The organism is Blautia fusiformis, assembly GCF_020686995.1.
GTDB lineage: Bacteria > Bacillota > Clostridia > Lachnospirales > Lachnospiraceae > Blautia_A > Blautia_A fusiformis.
The window spans coordinates 24,310-43,984 of sequence record NZ_JAJEPT010000002.1 but is presented as its reverse complement, the minus strand read 5'-3'; the positions used below and the strand labels follow the sequence as shown (position 1 = coordinate 43,984).

At 45.2% G+C, this 19,675-nt stretch carries 15 protein-coding genes; all 15 read right to left on the bottom strand.

The window, feature by feature from the left end:
- Positions 1-122 precede the first annotated feature (122 nt).
- Positions 123-1,022 (bottom strand): myo-inosose-2 dehydratase, encoded by a 900-nt coding sequence (gene iolE / locus LKD46_RS02065; protein WP_015524415.1) that lies wholly within the window; start codon positions 1,020-1,022, stop codon positions 123-125.
- A gap of 25 nt (positions 1,023-1,047) precedes the next feature.
- Positions 1,048-2,061 (bottom strand): inositol 2-dehydrogenase, encoded by a 1,014-nt coding sequence (gene iolG / locus LKD46_RS02060; RefSeq protein WP_015524414.1) that lies wholly within the window; start codon positions 2,059-2,061, stop codon positions 1,048-1,050.
- Between the two features lie 675 nt (positions 2,062-2,736).
- The gene (locus LKD46_RS02055; RefSeq protein WP_173753273.1) at positions 2,737-3,780 is read right to left on the bottom strand and encodes a LacI family DNA-binding transcriptional regulator; all 1,044 of its coding nucleotides are present in this window, start codon (positions 3,778-3,780) and stop codon (positions 2,737-2,739) included.
- 15 nt (positions 3,781-3,795) lie between these two features.
- On the bottom strand, positions 3,796-5,382 hold the full coding sequence (locus tag LKD46_RS02050) for a response regulator transcription factor (protein ID WP_173723202.1): 1,587 nt from the start codon (positions 5,380-5,382) through the stop codon (positions 3,796-3,798).
- Positions 5,382-7,121, bottom strand: a complete 1,740-nt coding sequence (locus LKD46_RS02045; protein WP_110103013.1) for a cache domain-containing sensor histidine kinase — start codon at positions 7,119-7,121, stop codon at positions 5,382-5,384. Before LKD46_RS02045 ends, LKD46_RS02050 begins: the two co-directional genes overlap by 1 nt.
- Before the next feature lie 134 nt (positions 7,122-7,255).
- Positions 7,256-8,623, bottom strand: coding sequence for an MFS transporter (locus LKD46_RS02040; RefSeq protein WP_015524410.1), 1,368 nt, complete (start codon positions 8,621-8,623; stop codon positions 7,256-7,258).
- 304 nt (positions 8,624-8,927) lie between these two features.
- Positions 8,928-9,875, bottom strand: a complete 948-nt coding sequence (locus tag LKD46_RS02035) for a substrate-binding domain-containing protein (RefSeq protein ID WP_110103014.1) — start codon at positions 9,873-9,875, stop codon at positions 8,928-8,930.
- Between the two features lie 119 nt (positions 9,876-9,994).
- Positions 9,995-11,146 carry an iron-containing alcohol dehydrogenase gene (locus LKD46_RS02030; protein WP_015524408.1) on the bottom strand — a complete coding sequence of 384 codons (1,152 nt, stop codon included), beginning with the start codon at positions 11,144-11,146 and terminating at the stop codon, positions 9,995-9,997.
- A 138-nt stretch (positions 11,147-11,284) separates the two neighbouring features.
- Positions 11,285-12,070 carry a 5-deoxy-glucuronate isomerase gene (locus tag LKD46_RS02025; protein WP_110103015.1) on the bottom strand — a complete coding sequence of 262 codons (786 nt, stop codon included), beginning with the start codon at positions 12,068-12,070 and terminating at the stop codon, positions 11,285-11,287.
- A 16-nt stretch (positions 12,071-12,086) separates the two neighbouring features.
- Complete coding sequence (gene iolD, locus LKD46_RS02020) at positions 12,087-14,018, bottom strand: 3D-(3,5/4)-trihydroxycyclohexane-1,2-dione acylhydrolase (decyclizing) (RefSeq protein ID WP_110103016.1); 1,932 nt, start codon at positions 14,016-14,018, stop codon at positions 12,087-12,089.
- 18 nt (positions 14,019-14,036) lie between these two features.
- Positions 14,037-15,071: a 5-dehydro-2-deoxygluconokinase gene (gene iolC / locus LKD46_RS02015; protein WP_015524405.1), complete on the bottom strand. Its 1,035-nt coding sequence runs from the start codon at positions 15,069-15,071 to the stop codon at positions 14,037-14,039.
- A 409-nt stretch (positions 15,072-15,480) separates the two neighbouring features.
- Entirely contained in the window at positions 15,481-16,509 is a 1,029-nt protein-coding gene (locus tag LKD46_RS02010; RefSeq protein ID WP_110103017.1) for a LacI family DNA-binding transcriptional regulator, read from the bottom strand.
- 138 nt (positions 16,510-16,647) lie between these two features.
- Positions 16,648-18,033 carry a nickel pincer cofactor biosynthesis protein LarC gene (larC, locus tag LKD46_RS02005; protein WP_110103018.1) on the bottom strand — a complete coding sequence of 462 codons (1,386 nt, stop codon included), beginning with the start codon at positions 18,031-18,033 and terminating at the stop codon, positions 16,648-16,650.
- Positions 18,034-18,777 carry a nickel pincer cofactor biosynthesis protein LarB gene (gene larB / locus LKD46_RS02000; protein WP_022426321.1) on the bottom strand — a complete coding sequence of 248 codons (744 nt, stop codon included), beginning with the start codon at positions 18,775-18,777 and terminating at the stop codon, positions 18,034-18,036.
- Between the two features lie 149 nt (positions 18,778-18,926).
- Complete coding sequence (locus tag LKD46_RS01995; protein ID WP_021651749.1) at positions 18,927-19,664, bottom strand: ABC transporter ATP-binding protein; 738 nt, start codon at positions 19,662-19,664, stop codon at positions 18,927-18,929.
- Positions 19,665-19,675: the final 11 nt, after the last annotated feature.

The window sequence follows — 19,675 nt, the reverse complement described above, 5'->3', positions numbered from 1 at the left end:
CATCTTCTTACAGAAAAAAGCGGTGTCAAAGCACTACTGGCTGATACCGCTTTTTCTATGCAAAGCGGACATCTTTATTCCGCTTAACTGTACATCAGCATGCACCTATTTCCCTGTCGTAATTATAAGCCTGTCTTCTCAGCAATGAATTTTCTTGCACGGATCGCATACTCAAGCGGATTAGCCTTAGCCGGATCCTGCTCAGCCTCAACAACCATATATCCCTCGTAGCCTGCATCCTCGAGAACCTTGAAGATTGGATCATAGTTGATGCATCCATCTCCCGGAATCGTGAAGGCACCGGCTCTTACGCCTGCAAGGAAGCTCATGTTTTCTTTCTTAACCTGCTCAACAACTTCCGGACGGATATCCTTCAGATGAACATGTTTGATCCTGTGAACATATTTCTTTACAACCTCAAGAGGATCCTCTCCACAGTATGTAAAGTGACCGGTATCAAAAAGAAGACTTACATATTCAGGATCTGTATTCTCCATCATACGGTCAACCTCAGCAAGGCTCTGTACAACAGTACCCATATGATGATGGAAAGTAAGAGCAATACCATACTCCTCTTTTGCGATCTTACCAAGCTTGTTCATACCTGTGCAGAAGGTATCCCACTCTTCGTCATTCATCTCATATTTATGTCCGAAAATCGGAGTATCCATCTGGCCCTGAACACTGTGGCTCTGCTCAGATGCGCCGATCACTTTCGCACCCATAGCTTTCAGGAAAGCAAGCTGTGCACGGAACTCCTTCTCAACCTCCTCAAACGGTTTGGTGATCAGGAAGCTTGAGAACCACTGGTTACAGATCTCAACACCACGAAGCTCAAGAGCCTTCTTAAGAACCTCAGGATCCTTCGGATACTTGTTACCCACCTCGGAGCCTGTGAAACCGGCAAGAGCCATCTCACTGACGCACTGCTCAAAAGTATTCTCTTTGCCAAGATCCGGCATATCATCATTTGTCCATGCAATTGGTGCAATACCAAGCTTTACTTTATTCTTATCAAACATTGGTCAATTCTCCTTTTTATTTGAATTATTCCATAATCTCAGAAATCTTAACCGGTCTGTGCTCCTCGCTGGATTTCTTAGCTGCAAGACCCATTAATACCGGCTTCAGACCATCATAAACATTAAGAGGTGTCTCTTTGTCATTAACGATCGCATCAATAAATGCTGCAACCTCTTTACCATAAGCGTCCATGTATCTCTCAAGGAAGAAGAACATCGGCTTCTCGCCTGTAACACCCTCAGCATTGCTGATCACTGTGGAAGACTGGCTGTCATTGGAAATAGCAGCCATACCATCAGAACCGAAAACCTCAGCTCTCTGATCATAGCCATAGGAAGCTCTTCTGCAGTTATCGATAACAGCAATAGCACCATTCTCCATCTGAAGAGTGATAACAGCTGTATCAACATCCCCAGCCTCACCAATAGCCGGATCAACCAGATTTGCGCTCTGAACATAAACCTCTGTAGCATCGCAGCCTGCAAGATAACGAACCATATCGAAATCATGAATTGTCATATCCAGGAACATGCCACCGGAAACCTTAACATAATCAATGCTAGGCGGCTCAGGATCGCGGGAAGTGATCTTGATGATCTCCGGTTTACCAACCTTACCAGCTGCAACAGCCTGCTGAAGAGACTCAAAGTTATGGTCGAATCTTCTGTTAAAACCAACCTGATATTTCAGATTTGTGCCCTCAAGAGCATCGATAACCTCTTTGATCTTGGCAATGTCATGATCGATCGGTTTCTCACAGAAAACATGCTTGCCAGCCTTGATAGCCTCTACAGAAATCGGAGAATGAGTATCTGTAGAAGAACAGATCAGAACTGCGGAAATCTCAGGATCATTGATGATTTCCTTATAATCCTTAGTCGTGTGCTCAACACCCATGCTCTTAGCCCATGCAGCAGTCTCATCATTTAAGAAAGGATCTGCAACCGTCTTGATCACCGCATCCGGCACCCTTGTTGTAATACTAGTAATATGAACTCTACCAATTCTACCTGCTCCGATAATACCAACTTTAATCATAGTTTTGATCTCCTTTTGATTTATTTTCCCAATGTAATCTCTTTGCGTGTCCGAACACGCTCTTTATGCTTAATATAATATCATCGCAACACACAAATCGCAACCCCTAATATTGTACAATATTACCATCTTTTTTCTATTAAAAATGACGAGAACTATTTTTAGCCACAATATGTAATATTTTTAGGTCAACTTCGCCGAAAATATCTCCAACACATTCCCATACAATCACCCTAATCATCCCACACACCACCCCCTTCAAGCATCCTGCACAGCATCACAGCTTACATCCCTTCAAGCATCCAGCGCAGCGCCGATGCCCAAACTCTCCCTGCAAACAGGCGCAAACTCAGCCCTTGCAGTCGTCCAGCGCAGCGCTGACGACCCACAACCTATCGTCAAACGACATTTTTTCTCGCTGGAAGCACCAGCCGCGGAAGGGGATGCTGTCTGGCTCTGCTTCTGCAGGAGGGGAGCTGATTCTTGGACGGCGGGAATCTGCGTTGTTTTTCAAAAGTCCGCTGTCTGAGCGGCAGCAGGCCGCGAGTTCGGACTTTTGAAAAACGCTTTTAGCAGATTTCCGGCGTCCTAGAAGTCAGCCCCCGACGAAGCCGCAGACCAGACAGCATCCCCTTCCGCGGCGTCCCTCCGCACAAAAAAAGGAGACACCCCACTTCAGTGTCTCCCCTCCGGAATCGTATACTCATTCCTTATATATATTTCCGTAAAAATCTTCGCCCTCTCCGGCGCTTCCCCATTAAACAGCAGTCGGAACAAAATCATCACCGGCTCATACCCCTGTATCCTGGCATCCTGCCCGATCAGGAAATGAATAAACCCTTCCCTCATCAGCTCATAATTCCGCCCCATAAAATCATTGGCAACCATCTTCACCCGACCAGCTTTCCCCGCTCCGGCGATTGCCTCACACACCCCCTCCTCACCATGAGAAGTAAGATATATCCCGTCAAGATCCGGAACATCCTTAAATATCCCTTCCGTAATCTCCCTGGCCCTGCCATTCTCCTCAAAGCAATACTCCGGCCCAATGATCTCAATCCCAGGATATTTCCGCGCAATTTCCTCACGGAATCCAACCACCCTGCTGCTCAAAGAAGTATTGGTACTATAGCCGGAAATCACAGCAACCTTTCCTTTTCCACCGGTCAGCTCCCCCATAAGCCCCGCAGCCGCACGGCCACACTGCACACCGTTCTGCCCTACAAAGCAAAGCCGTTTCGTATCCTCCACATCCGAAGTAAACGTCACCACCGGGATCCGAAATTCCTCCACAAACCGGTCAATTTCCCTTTTCACACGTTCCTCATCCAAAGGAACCATGGCAATACCACGAACCTCTTCCATCCGCATCTTCTCCATGGCGAGAATAACATCCTCCGCATTCTGATGCTCGATCTTATGGACCAGGACTGTACCACCAAGATTATCCACCTCAGCGCACGCCTCCTGGATTCCCTTCAGAACTTCTTTCATAAAAGGTGTTTCCGCACCCTGCAGGATCACGCCGATCTTAATATTATTTCTGCTCATGGATAGAGCACGGCCCAGTTGATTCGGCTTATACCCCATCTCATCAGCGATGGCACGGATCCTCTCAGCAACCTCCGGACGGATCCTGCCCCTGTTATTTAACGCTCTGTCAACAGTACCTCTGGAAACACCGGCAGCTTCCGCGATCTGCCTTATAGTAACTCCCATACTAAGCACCTCTTTCTATGATAATCCGGATTCTTTTCTGTATTCCGCAGGACTTAAGCCCGTAAACTTCTTAAATATCTTGGAAAAATAATGATAATCTCCAAACCCGGAACGCAACGCCACATCCTTAACTTTACAGTTTGTCTCTGAAAGAAGCTTCTTTGCACAGTCGATCCGAAGTTCCTGCACATAATTGGAAAAACCGATTTTCATCTCCTGTTTGAAAAGATAACTGAGATAAGCAGGATTCACTTCCGCCGCATCTGCTGCATCCTGAAGGCTGATCGGCGCTTCATAATGTTCCCGGATAAACTCCAGAGCTTTTTTCACAGCAGCAGAGGTCCCCTCCGGAACAGCATCCTCTTCCCCTACAAAAAGCTGTGAAATACAGGCACTGCCCTTTTCCCTGAATTTCTCAAAACTTTCGATATCTCCATACCAGATGGGCTCTTTCTCAATTCCGGCTGTCTGATTCAATTTCTTAAGCCACTGTACCAGAAGTCTTCCGTCGGTATAACGATCCTGACAGTCAGCGAGAACCTGTGTCCAAAGCTCCTCCGCTTTCTTTCGGTCTTTCCCTGCCTTCAGCCTGGAAATCTGCCCTTCCAGCTTCTCAGCACTTTCCGGTAAAACACTGTCCGCTTTCTTCCGTCCTTCAAAATAAAGGATCTCTTTTTTCTCATAAAAATGCAGCTTCATCATTTCTCTGGCCTGCTGATAAGCCTGGCGGATCCCATCCTCTCCCATGCAGACACTGCTGACACTGATACCAAAATCACAAAGATCCTCCTGACAGTGCCGATAGCAGATCGCTGCTGCCTCAGTCAGTCTCTGCTGCATAGCCGATGTCCTGCAGTCTCCGGAAAGATCAAGAAAACAGCAAAAAATCCCTGCGCCAAGATAGACCACTTCCGTAAATTCACTTTCTGTCCCAAGAAGCTCCTCCGTACGTTCCAGCAGTCTGTGACGGAAATGATGGGAATACTGTTCCACTTCCAGCGGCGTCCATTGTCTTTCCCTCTCTGCCCAGTTCTCCATAAACATACAGATCACAGCACTGTTAAAATATTTCCCGGCGATTCCGGCTTCCACACGCTTTTCCTCACGTGCCTGATTTTTCAGCATCCCCGAGATCAGTCCGTTAAAAAAATAATACTTCAGAGCGTGACTTCCCAGATGGATCAGCTTTCTCGTCCGTGCCTGTTCCTGACTTTTTTCTCTGCGCTTCTCGATCAGCCGGGCTGATTTTTCCAGAGTATCATAAAGACTATCCTCGTCCAGACTGTTCTTTAATACATATTCATCCGCCCCAAGACGCATGGCCTCTTTTACATATTCAAAATCATCATGACAGCTGAGCACGATAATATAGATATCCCTGTTTTCCTCACGGATTTTTCTGATCAGCTCAATTCCATCCATCACAGGCATGGTAAGATCCGTCACAAGAACATCGATTTTTTCTTTCTGAAGGAATCCATAAGCTTCCTCCCCGTCTTCTGCATCATCCACGATCTCATATCCTGCTTTTTCCCAGGAATCCAGGGTTTTGAGATAGCTCCTTACAAGAAAATCATCATCTGCCACCAGTGTTCTGTACATTAATTTTTTCTCCCTTCTTCAGGCATATCATAGATCGCAGGCAGAAATACCGTGACCTCTGTACCGTTTCCACTGCTTACGTATTCCATTCCTCCCTGTGTCCCGTAATAAAGCTCCAGGCGTTCTTTTACATTTGGAATCCCCACTGCGGAAAGTCCGTTTGTTTTTTTTGCATGACTGTTAAAAAGATCTCGGATCTGCTCTTTTGTCATTCCTCTGCCGTTATCCTTTACTATGAGGATCAGCTTTCCTTCACTTACGTTTCCGCTGATCCAGATTTTTCCTGTTTGCCGTTTGATGTCGATCCCGTGAAGAAGAGCATTCTCCACAAGCGGCTGAAGGATCAGTCTTGGAATATAGCACCGGTATGCTTCCTCAGAGATCTCATATTTCACCCGAAAGCTTCCCTGATAGCGAAAATCCTGCAGATGGATATAATTTTTCAGTATATGGATCTCATCGGCAACAGAAAGGAAGCTTCCCTTTTTGTTGATACTGGCCTGCAGAAGCTCCACGAAATCTCCAATAAGCCCCGCCAGCTCTTTTTCCCCTTTCAGAAATGCCGCAAATTTGATGGAGTTCAATGTATTATACATAAAATGCGGTGTGATCTGATACTGCAGTGCTTCCAGCTCTGCATCTTTTTTCTGCTGTTCCTCTTCGATCACCTGGGCGATCAGAGCTTCGATATAATCCAGCATGTGGTTGAATTCTTTTCCGAGGGTTCCGATCTCATCAGCAGTAGTCACTTCTGTACGGAGGCTCAGATCTCCCTCACCAACCTTCTCAACCGTGCCAGTCATGGATCTGAGCGGTCCGCAGACTACTCTGGAGAGCCACAGTGCCAGCAGCACAGCTGCCACAAAAACTGCACCAAATATTCCGATCAGAAAGAGCCGCATCCGGGAAAGTCCGCTTAAAACTTCTTTTTTCGGTACCTCCAGATATAAGCCGCAGTCTGAAAAGCTACCTCTGCTGAAAAAAGAGATCACACCGTTTTTTTCTGCATAGCCTTCCATTTTGGGAGCATTCTGGTCTGTAATCTCCGGAAATGTTTTTCCAATGTCACTGTAGTCTCCGGATGTCACGATTTCATCATTTCTGTCTACCAGAACTATTCTGGTGATCTTTTCATCATTGACAGCTTCCAGATATTCGTAATAAATTGCCCGTTCCCTGATGTCTGCGACAACATACCCCAGAATCTCTCCGTTATCATCCTCTACCTTCTGGATCACAGAAAGAAAGCTGCCTCCTTCATGGATCGGAGATTCCACAAGAACCGGAAAGGAATCCAGTTCCTGTATTTTTTCCAATTCCTCGATATGTTCTCCTGAAATCCCCTGCTTGTTTACCGGAAATTCCTCAGAAGTCACAGCCATTTTTTTGTCTGGAAAAACAAAGTAAAGGGAGTTGATATCTTTATATTCCCGACTGTGTTCCCGGAGAAGCCCAGCCATATTTTCCAGGCTGTTTTCATTTCCTGTATAGCTGTATTCCTTCGCATTATTCCGTATATCTGTATCCCAGGCAGTTCTCGTATTCACATAATAAATCTCTTTCAGGGATTCGTCCAGATCTTTTATAGTCTGCTGCATCCGTCCATACAGGATACCTGAATAATTTTCTTCGATCATCCCTGCTGCCCGAAAATAAAATACCACCGTAAGAGAACAGGCAGTAAACATGGTTACTGTCAGGATCGCCAGTAATATCTTTGCCCGGATACTTTTTAACATAGAACTCCTCCCTTCCGTAAAGCGGATATACGCCTCTCTATGCTATATGCCCATAAACGCAGGAAACAGCAGGAGTATCCTACCCCTGCCTGATTTCCTGTTTGCGGTTGAATATATGTTTTACAATAAAATGTTTATAACTGTCCGTGTGCCTCGCGCTCGGTAAGCTCCTGCATGATCGCCGGATACATTTTGTCAAGCTTATATCCGAAAAGCGTTACAATGATCACTGCTGCAATGAGGATCGGTCCAAATTTATAAAGAGAAACGATCATCTCCAGTGCTGTTTCCGGCTGTGCAGTTATTCCTGCAGATGAGCTTACATATCCAGAACTGCTTAAAAGACCTGTGATCACTGCGGAGGCAAGACCTGCGCCAACTTTTGTTCCGATGGAACCGCCTGCAAAGATCAGACTTTCCTGACGGATATGGTTTTTCCACTGTCCGAACTCTACTACATCACCAACCATACTGAATACAACTGCGTTCAGTGGAGCAAGTCCGATGGCACGTGTGACACAGCTCATAACCATGAAGCCGAAGCTGTATGGATTCAGGAAAAACAGAATCTGGCCGCCAAGTGCAACAAATCCGCCGACAAATGCGATATTTCTTTTTCCAAATTTCTTGATCAACGGTGAGCAGATGAAGATTCCCACTACCAGAACCAGGGTTTCTGTAAGGAACAGTGCGCTGTACATCCATGTATCATTGTTGAAAATATATTTACAGTAGTACGGAAGAATGGTTCCTGTGATCGTAAAGGATACACTCTGTACTGTCCACAGAAGCATTACTGCCCAGAAATACTGATTTGCAAAAAGTGCCTTCAGCATTGTCGGAATCGGAAGCTTCTCATCTTTCTTTCTTGCTTCGATCTGAACCTTTTCCTCACATCTGAAGAAGCAGAGAAGCAGAAGTGCAAGTGCAAGCACTGCCCATACACTCATAACCTTGATCCATGCAGCCTGATCATTTCCAAGAAGCTTTACAAGCGGCAGTGTACAGGTTGCTGCAACGATCTTTCCGATAGGTGACAGTCCCATTCTCAATACACTGAGTTTATCTCTCTCTGATGATTCGCGTATCATCATTGAAGAAAGGCTTCCATATGGAAGATTGATCGCTGTATAGCATATGGTCGTACAGAAGTTATAGGTTACAAAGAGATACAGAAACTGAAGCATCCCTGTTGTACGCGGCACTGTGAAAAGCAGTACTGCTGACAGCGCAAACGGAATGCTCATCCACAGAAGCCAGGGTCTTGATTTTCCCCATTTGGAATTGGTCCTCTCTACAATGACACCCATGACCAGATCGGAAAATCCATCAAAGCATCTGGAAAGTAACATTACCAGTCCTACTGTTGCTGCGCTTATCCCTACATAATCTGTGTAAAACAGCGTCAGCAGTGTTCCGATCATTCCGAACACGATATTACATCCTACATCTCCTCCAGCATAACACAGCCCTGTTGATACCGAAAGTTTTTTCTTCTCCATCTTATTATCCCGCCCTTTCATTTCTTTTCGTTTTTTATTTTCGCTTTCCTTTTGATGATTCTATTTTATCGAAAATACGGGATTATCATAGTATGAGAAATTTTAGTTTTTTCGGTATTATTTTTACCTGACTGTTAAATCTGTACCAAAGTTTTTCTGGTTCTGATATCTCTACATCCTTCTTTTGTCCTATTTTTATGTTTTGTGTTTTATTTTTGGATACCAGCCTGACTTTTTACCGAATCAGTCAATGCCTCTGCCGGATTGTAAAAAATAATAAGCAGCGGATGGAAACCTGCTTGTATCAGGGATGAGCATGTCCGTCATCCTTCATATATGTATCAATATTTTCTTCGGTAAGCACCTGGGAATCCAGAATCTCATCTTCTCCTGTTCCCTCTCCCTCCAGATCCTTCACAATATACCGGATAGTTTCATAACCGATCTGATAACCGGACTGCGCGCCAAGCGCCACAATACGCCCATCCTGAACCGCTTTCAAGGCATCTTCCTGAGCATCTACGGAAACAATAGAAATCTCCCGTCCTTCAGTTGCCTCTGAAAGCCCCAGGGCCGTCACTGCACTTGTGGCCATGATTCCGTTAAGATCCGGATACTTCACCAGGATCTCATCCACATCCTTCTGGGAAACCCGCATATTGCTGTATCCGTTCCGAACCATTTCAATGGTGATCCCAGGCTCTTTTTCCATATATTTTTCAAATCCGGCAACACGCATCCGGTGTCCAGCCTGCTTAAAATCACCGGCGATCACGCCAATCTTTCCTTTATGATCCAGAGCCTTTGCAAGCTGCTCGCCCAGCTCATAGCCTAGTTTTTCATTGTCAATTCCAATATAAGGAATTTCTGAATCCTCTATGGGAGTATCACAGGCATATACAGAAATCCCCTTTTCTCTTGCGAAATTTAAATAATCTTCGCATTCATAGGAATCTATAGGAGAAACTGCCATCGCCTGGATATCGGTTTTCAGAAGATCCCGGATCATATTTTTCTGAACCTCTTCTTCTGTTTCGGAATCCGGGGACAGAATCACCACATCTGCATGATATTTTTCTGCCGCATCTTTCATTCCGTCGCAGACAGACAACCAATATTCACTGCTTTTAGATTTTGTAACAACACCGATCGTTACCTGCTCTTCTTCTGTTTTCTTTGCAGAAGACCCGCATCCGGAAAGGCTGCAAACTCCTATGACTGCCACCAGAATACAGATATACTTTTTTCTCATGAAGAATATGCCTCCTTTTCTTTTGCAGCTATATTTGCCACGGGAAAAAAGACTCCGGAGCCTTTTTCTCCGGTCCGGAGTCTTTTCCTATCTGGCAATGCAGGGTTTACATTTACATTTTACCAGAGTTTTCTGTAGATTTCTTTTACTTCCTCTTCTGTTACATCACGCATGGTATTCTGAGGACTTCCACTGTCCATGGCATCATGTGCCATTTTGTCGATGACGTTGAAGAACTCTTCTTTATTGATACCGAACTGCTCCAGAGTCGGAGTATCCAGTTCATTTACAAGTGACTCTACTGCTTTCAGGAATTTCTCAGCTGCTTCCTGATCAGAATCAGTTGCATCCGCCACACCAATATCACGTCCCAACGCTCCGAATCTGTCGTATGCTCCGGGAAGCGCAAAGGTAAGGCACTCCTTCAGAAGCATGGCATTGGAAAGTCCGTGTGCTACATGGAACAGTGCTCCGATCGGACGGCTCATTCCATGGATAATGGTAACAGATGCATTGTTAAATGCGATTCCTGCCTCAAGAGCAGCGACAGACATCTGTACACGAGCTTCTTCATTCTTTCCGTCTTTATATGCAACCGGAAGATATTTAAAGATCCTCTTTACTGCAGATACTGCAAAAGTATCGGAAAGTGTCTGTGCTTTTCTGGATGTATAAGCTTCCACACAGTGGCAAAGTGCATCAAGACCTGTTGCTGCTGTGATCTTTGGAGGTGCAGTCATAGTAAACTGCGGGTCGATAATGGCAAGATCCGGCATGAGAACTTTGCCTTTAAGAAGCATCTTGATGTCTTTTTTGGTATCCGTGATAATCGTGAACTGTGTTGCCTCAGATCCCGTTCCTGCTGTGGTAGGGATCGCCGCCATTGGCGGCATCTTTACATCGATCACTTTTCCCATGTAGTCGGAAATGCTTCCACCGTTTACTACCAGTGAGCCGATGGCTTTCATAGAGTCAATGGGACTTCCGCCTCCCAGAGCTACCAGGAAGTCACAGTTCTCATCTTTATAAATCTGTAAGCCTTTTTCGATCATGGTATCTGTTGGCTCACCACAGATGTCAGAATAAATGCTGTATTCAATGCCCTGATTTGTCAGCGCCTTCTCAACTTTTGCACAGTTTCCCAGGTCGATCATTACTTTATCGGTTACGATCAGAGCTTTTTTACCAAGGAGTTTCAGTGCTCCTTCTGCCATGTCCAGTGCTCCGGAACCAGAAATAATTTCTCCAGGTACAATAAATTCTCTTGCCATTGTCAAAATCTCCCTTCAGTCAGTACAATTTTTTTCATAATAGCAGCAGGTCTACTGCTGTCCGCTCCTCACAAACAACAGCATTTTCCTCTTCCTGCTGCCTGTTATTTACGATCCAGTATCAGTATCTCCGAATCCTTAAAACTCGGCGTCATGAAGCCAGGTATATCTCTCATCCTCGCAGCGGTCTGTCTGCAGCCACGGATTTCCGTCAATGTGGCGGATCATCCAGCATGTATACATCTGATATCCAGGTGCAACTGCCTGCGGATGAAGCTCTCCTCCTGGAATTGCGGAAAAGCTCTCGTCTGTACTCTTAAATACCTGATCACCGACAAAGCTTGCTCCAAACCCTTCCGGATGATCAAATTTGAAAAAGTATGTCTCAGGCTGCGGATGTCTGTGCGGCAGGTATCCGGACCAGTTTCCTCTGTCATTGAGAACCTCACCAAGAACCATATTGGACTCCGGTGAAATGTCATGATCGAAGATGGTGTTTACTCTTCTCTTCGCAACATTTCCGAACTTGCCTACGCAGGAATATCCCCACGGAGCATCTTCCGGTTTGTAGAGTTTTGCACCGAAATCTCTCTCGTTCTTTGTGCACTGAACAAGGATCTGTGACTCTGCATTTGCTACAACTGTAATCTCAGTTCCTGTGCATCCGTGAACACACCATGGTCCCTCTGTGAACACGTCTTTTCTGGTTGCTGCAGCTTCGTTTCCGTTCCATTTATAGGTAATGTTTCCGGAGAGGAGGAGAACTGCTGTCTCCTCACCCTCTCTTAAAAATGTTCTTGTCTCTCCTGATTTCATACGGTAAACACGGATGTCCATCATCATGGCCTTGTACTCATTATCGTATGTTGTAAGAATCTTTTCGCCTTTTTCGTCATATTCCGGATAACCAAATACTTTACTCATTTTCTTACCTCCCAGATTAGTACAGTCTTGCCTCTTCACGGCCTTTCATAACTCCCTCGCAGGCCTTTCTTACGCTTTCTTTCTCAGATGTTGTTGCGATTCCTACATCCCACCAGGACTCATATCCGTCTGTCATAGTCTTCGGGATAACCTTCAGATCAAAGAGGCATGCGATCTCTTGCTTTTTGGCATCTTCCAGAGCATCTATCAGCTCCTGGATCGTGCGGCAGGTATAGGTCTTCAGGCCATAGCCTTCGCCGATCTTTGCATAATCTACAGGGATCAGATCTCCGGTCGGTTTCTTGCCGTCTGTATAACGGAACTCTGTTGCAAGGCTTCCGATTCCGTGGTTCATCTCAAGGTTGTTGATGCAGCCAAATCCGCAGTTATCGAATACCATGATATTGACTTTCTGTCTCTCCTGCATGATAGTCATGATCTCACTGTGGAGCATCTGGAAGCTGGAATCGCCAACTACGCAGTATACTTCGTTATCCGGCTCTGCAAATTTCACGCCAAGGGTAGCGGCAACCTCATATCCCATACAGGAATATCCGTACTCTGCATGATATCCGCCACGTTTGTCTGTTCTCCACATACGCTGCATACAGCTTGGAAGAGAACCGCCTGCTGTGATGATGGTTGCATCTTTGTCGATAGTTCTGTTGATGGCTGCAAGCGCTGCTGTCTGTGTGATCTTTCCGTTTGTAAGCTTTACATATTCCGGAATCGTACGAGGATCTCTTGCCTTGATCAGCGGCTCAAAATCATCTCCTGTGTACTCAATGCTTCCAAGGCGCTCCATCTCTTTATCCCATGCAGCTTTTGCTTTCTCGATCTCATCTGTGTATGCAGATTTATATCCTCTTGCACGAAGCTTTTCTGCTAGTGCTTCTACGGTAGCTTTTGCATCACCCACTGCTTTTACTGCATCCATCTTGTATGCGTGGAATCTGCAGTTGTTGATACTTACAAACTGAACATCCTCATTCTGGAACAGATGCTTGGAGCTTGTTGTAAAGTCAGACATTCTGGAACCGATAGAAATTACCACGTCTGCGTCTTTACCGATGATGTTGGAAGCGTAGGTTCCTGTTACACCGATACCGCCAAGACAGTACGGATTGCCGGACTGGCAGGCGCTCTTTCCGGCCTGTGTCTCGCCGAATGGGATCTTGAATTCCTCGCAGAATTTCTCAACAGCTTCTCCGGCTTCTGAGTAACGGACACCACCACCAACAACGATAAGCGGTTTCTTCGCTCCTGCGATGACCTCTGCCACATCCTCAAGCTCTTCCTCTACTGCAACCGGTCTTGTGATCCTGTGCACTCTCTTCTTGAAGAAGTACTCCGGGAAGTCAAAGGACTCACCCTCAACATCCTGGCAAAGTGCGATGCAGCATGCACCTGTTTCAGCCGGATCTGTAAGAACTCTCATTGCATTGATCAGAGCGGTCATGACCATCTCCGGTCTTGTGATCCTATCCCAGTATTTGCAGACTGGCTTGAATGCATCGTTCGTACTGACGGCAAGGCTGCTGCTCTGCTCCAGCTGCTGGAGAACCGGGTCAGGCTGGCGAGATGCAAAAGTATCTGCCGGGAATACAAGAAGCGGAATATTATTTACAGTTGCTGTTGCACATGCTGTTACCATGTTTGCAGCTCCAGGTCCGATGGAGGAAGCGCATGCAATGATTTTTTTGCGGTTGCTCTGTTTTGCAAAAGCGGTAGCAACGTGACACATACCCTGCTCATTTCTTCCCTGAAGAACCTTCAGCTGTCCCGGATTTGTATCCAGTGCCTCACCAAGTCCTACAGCAATACCGTGTCCGAAGATCGTGAAAAATCCTTCTACGAATTTTGTCTCCACTCCGTCCATGGAAACATACTGATTATCCAGAAATTTTACAATTGCCTGTGCAGTTGTCATTCTTACTGTCTTTGCCATTTTTTCCACTCCTTTTCTTTATACTCTTGCGATCATTTCGCCGAATTTTTCTTTTTCATCTTTAATGAATGCGTGAACTTCATCCGGTCCCGGAAGGGAATCGGAGCAGTTGTTGCTCTTAACCATCATGGATGCCTCAGCAGAACCAAACTCCAAGCAGTCAATGATCTCCCAACCCTGATACAGTCCATACAGGAATCCGGAGCCGTATCCGTCGCCGCCGCCGAAGCCTTTTCTTGCCTCAACCGGGAATGGCTTGATGCTGAACTTCTGTCCATCAACTGTGTAGGCTGTGGAACCCTTCATACCGTGTTTGATGACAACGATCTTTGCATTTTTTGCCTGCCAGTAAGCTGCACTCTCCTCATCAGTCATGCCTTCTTTGATCAGTTTCTCTGTAAGGTCAAACTCTTCTCTGGAGCCCATGATGATGTCAGCTTCCTTAGCTACGATGGAATAGTAGATGGAAATCTCATCTGCATTCTTCCAGTTGTACTCTCTGTAATCAATATCAAAAATGATCTTTGTGTTTACTTTCTTAGCAAGCATAACTGCTTTGATCGCTGCTTCTCTGGAAGGGCTCTCTGCAAGAGCAGTTCCGGAAATGAGGATCGCTTTTGCATTTTTGATATAATCCTCGTGGATGTCGTCTACATGAAGCTGCAGATCTGCGATACGGTTACGATACATGAGGATACTGCTTTCCTTTGGAGAAAGCATCTCGGTAAAGGTAAGTCCCAGCTTCTCTCCGTTTGTACATTTTGTGATCTGTGAGGTATCGATTCCTCTCTCATCAAAATAATCTACAACATACTCACCGAACTGATCATCCGAAACCTTTCCGATAAATCCTGCTTTCAGGCCATGCTTGGTAACACCTACAGCGATGTTTGCAGGAGATCCTCCTACAAATTTCTCAAACATATGTACCTTCTTCAGGGGTTTGAACTCCTCCTTTACCTGATCGTTGTAAGCAGGATTAAAATCAATGGCAACTCTTCCAAGGAGCACCAGGTCCATTGGTCTGGATTCATCAAATTCGATATACTTCATGATCTTACCTCCGTTTGTTTGATGGTTTATTTTTTACTTCTTTTTTATGTGCTTTTTTGATTTGCGTGCTTTTTCTTTTATTTAGCGTGCTTTCTTGCGTGTTTCTTATGATGTTAATATAGCACCGTTTTACAATTTGGGCAAGTACTTCTTTTCATTTTTCTTTTTTTCAGTTATTCTATACAATTTTTGTAGTTTTGTTTTGTTCAAAGTAGCTATTATCTACATGTGCATTTGCGTGTTTATTTTTTTTGGCACGCTATTGGCACGCAATCAAATGTATCCAGACAGTCGTTTTCTTGGAATCTATATTCCATATCGTAGTATCTTACAGATTTCCTGTAATATAAAAAAGCCTGCAGTTTTCATCCTGCAGACTATTTTATATGATACTTTGCACAATACATGTTCAAAGGTTATATTTTGTTTTGATCTTGATATCTGTAAAGAGATATTCTCTCTCCGGCTCCTGTCCTTTTGTCAGGATATCCGCCAGGATCCTTGGCGGTTCATACCCCTGGACATATCCATTCTGGTCGATCAGAAAATCCACATGATCATTCTTCAGTGCCCGTTCATTCTTCGGAGTCTGATCGTAGATCACAACGTAGGGCCTGCGGTCAAGTCTCAGCTTTTCAAATGCCTTACCCACTCCTGCCTGGCCTCCGGATACCACCAGGATCCCGCTGATCCCTGAAGTACTCATCATGGCATTTTCTATAATGTGCTCCACCTCAGCTGCATCATCAAAGCTTCCGTGAACACCGGCGATCTCCAGATGTGGAAAAGCCCGCTTGGCTTCCTCCACAAAGCCATCCACTCGCTGATTGTCAACATGATTGCTGAAATATCCGGTGATGATCAGGATCTTTCCATTTCCTCTTGTCAGCATTCCAAGAAGTCCGGCTGCGGTACGTCCGCTCTTGCGGTTATCCATTCCCACAAAACAGGTTCTTCTCGTTCCTACAATATCAGAGTTAAAGGTTACTACTGGGATATTCTTCTCTTCGATCAAAGCATTCAGTTTCTCCCGGACAGTCTCACTGTCTACCGGCATGATCGCAAGTCCCCGGATTCCTTCCTGTTCCAGTTCCTCAATGGCCTGCAGCTGTTCCTCTTCATCAACGGAAAGACCCTCTTTCAGGATCAGCTGGATCCCTTTTTCTTTCAGTTCCACGGCTGCCTTCTCAATACCACGATTTACTTCCTGCATAAAAGAAGATCTGGCAAGCTGTGTCACCACTCCGATCTTCAGTCTTTCATCTTTAGCTGTTCTGGAATGTTTCCGTTCTTTCTGTACATATCCCATCTCGTCCGCCAGACGGCAGATTCTCTCTGCCACCTCCGGATTGATCCGTCCTCTGTGGTTCAATGCTCTGTCCACGGTTCCCCTGGAAACCCCTGCCTGTTCTGCAATCTGCTGTATTGTTACCGCCATAAATCCTTCTCCTGCCTCTGCCTTACTGTGTCGTTGCCAACTGTTCCGTCCGGCAATAATCTTTCTATATACATTTATATAGTTTTTTCGAAAAGGTGTCAATATGTAAGTGCATTATACAAGGCAACCAACCCGATCTTATCCCCGCACAGCCATATGATATACTTCTTTATAAGAAATCCCTGTTTTTTCACAAAGTTTTTTTACGCTTTCGTATTCCGGATAATAATATTCCTGTCCGTCAAAAGTGCAGACCTTCACTTCTACATTTCCCAGCGGGGTTGTAACCGTTCTTTTCTCTCTTTTCAGAATGGTTCTCTCCATCTCCTGGCGACGGATCCCAATGGTTGTCGTTTCTCTGAAAATGATCTGCTCCATCGCTGAAACCTGTTCTTTTTTACATAGAACGGTAAGCAGCCATGCCGGACGGTTTTTCTTCATAAATACAGGCATGTAATTGGCCTCTCTGGCTCCTGCCTCATACAGAAGCTCCATAACATAGCCAAGCGTTTCTCCTGTACAGTCATCAATGTTGGATTCCAGCTTTATAATGGTGTCTATTTCCGTACAAGCATCATTGCCTGAAGCCTCCTCCCCGGATTCCCGGATCAGCATGGCACGGAGAATTCCCGGGCACTCATACTGGCGCTTGCCTGCTCCGATACCGATCTTCTCCACCGTAAAATCTTCAGGCAGTTTTTCTGATGTAAGGAATGCCGCCACAATGGCTGCTCCTGTAGGCGTTATCAGTTCACCCTGCACCGATGTGATATGCAGCTTCAGCTGATGAGCACTTACAATATTACTTACCGCCGGTACCGGCACCGGAAGGATTCCGTGCTGACAGCGAATCGTTCCGCTACCCTCACAAAGTCTTGGAACGATCACTTCCTCCACATCCAGATCATCCATACAGATTGCAACAGAAAGAATATCCACAATGGAATCCACTGCACCCACTTCATGGAAATGGACCTGATCCACCGGTACATTATGGGCTTTTGCTTCTGCCTCGGCAAGAATCTTAAAAATCCTTTTTCCATAGGATTTTGCACGATCTGTCATATCTGCATGGTCGATAATCTCCATGATCTCGTTAAGGCCACGGTGTTCATGGTGATGGTGTCCGTGGTGGGAATGCATCGTTTCTGTATATGTATGACTGTTTCCATGGGTTTCCTGTACATGATGTTCATGAGAATTGGGATGCTCATGGGATTCCAGGGCTTCTTGACTATGTTTATAATGATGTTCCTCATGATCCTGGCTGTGAGAATCTCCATCATGCCCATACAGATATTTCATATCATGATCATGATTCTCATGATCCAGTAGTACATCAAAATCACAGGCATCGATCCCTGATTTCATCACACGGCTGATCTTTATGTCGAAACCTTTTACCGGCAGACTTTTAAGAGTTCTCACCAGTTTTTTCTGATCTGCACCCAGATCCAGAAGAGCCGCAACTGTCATATCCCCGCTGATCCCGGAGGTACACTCCAGATATAATTTGTTTCTCATTTATTTTCCCTCCGCAAGCCGATTGATCTGGGTTGCCAGATATCCTGCCCCAAATCCGTTGTCAATATTTACTACTGCAATTCCGTTGGCACAGGAATTGATCATTGTCAGAAGCGCTGACAATCCATGAAAGCTGGCGCCATATCCCACAGAAGTAGGTACCGCGATCACCGGACGTTTCACAAGACCACCCATAACACTTGCCAGCGCACCCTCCATTCCTGCTACCGCAACCACACAGTTAGCCTCCTGGATGGTATCCAGCCTGGAAAAGAGTCTGTGCATACCACTGACTCCCACATCATAGATCCTCTCCACATGTGTGCCGAAATACTCTGCTGTCTGGGCAGCTTCCTCCGCAACAGAAATATCTGCTGTTCCGGCTGTACACACTGCCACCTTTCCGATATGCTCCTTCTCTTTTTCAATCTTCAAAATTCCGGAAACCGGATCATAAACCACATCAGGAAGAACCTTTTTTACCAGTTCATACTGATGTTCTGACGCCCTTGTTCCAAAGACTTCTCCATCTTCCTCATAAAGTTTCTGATAGATATTCAAAAGATGTTCGTCTGCTTTTCTCGCACAGTAAACTACCTCCGCAAAACCGGTCCTCGCTTTTCGGGTAGTATCCAGCTTCGCATAATCCATTTCTTCATATCCCTCTTTTTTCAGAAGGTCCTCTGCATGCTCCACAGAGAGCTGGCCTTTTTTTACCTTTTCAAGGATCTGCTGTAAAGTCATCTTTTTGCCTCCCTGTTTTCTTCGTAATATAATAACACAATAGCCAGACATTTGCATCATTTCCGCAAATCGTCTGGCTATCTGCTATTCAAACCGTTCACTGTCCGGTTCTTTTTATTTATGCGACTGCCTAGGCCGCCTTCTGTTCTTTATCTGATCATCTCCGTATATTTGGCCGAGATCTCATCAATATCTCCATATGCGATCAGTTTTCCTTTTTCAAGTATCATTGCTTTATTGCACAAGCGCTGTACCTGTTCCAGAGAATGGGATACAAACAGTACCGTAACGCCCTTATCAAACATACTTAAGACTTTCTTTTCACTCTTTTTCCGGAATTTGGCATCTCCTACAGAAAGGACTTCATCCAGGATCAGGATATCCGGTGATACCAGTGTGGCAATGGAAAATCCAAGTCTTGCCTTCATACCGGAAGAATAATTCTTAATAGGGACATCGATAAATTCCTTCAGTTCAGAAAACTCAACGATCTCATCAAATTTCGATTCCAGAAACTTCTTGGAATATCCGAGCATCGCACCATACAGAAAAATATTCTCACGTCCTGTATACTGCGAATCAAAACCGGCTCCCAGTTCCAGAAGAGGGACCAGACGTCCGTTTCGGACCACCTTGCCTTCGGTAGGCTTGAATACACCGGCAATTACTTTGAGCAGAGTACTTTTTCCCGCTCCATTAAGTCCCAGGATTCCTACACGGTCACCTTTTTTCACCTCAAAATCAACATTCTGAAGAGCCCAGAATTCATTATATTTAATTTCTTTTTTTAAGAATTTAATCACGTAATCCTTCAGGCTGTCTACCTTTTCTTTACTGAGATTAAACTTCATACTTACGTTATCTACAACTACTGCAGGTTTTTCCATATTTTTCTCCT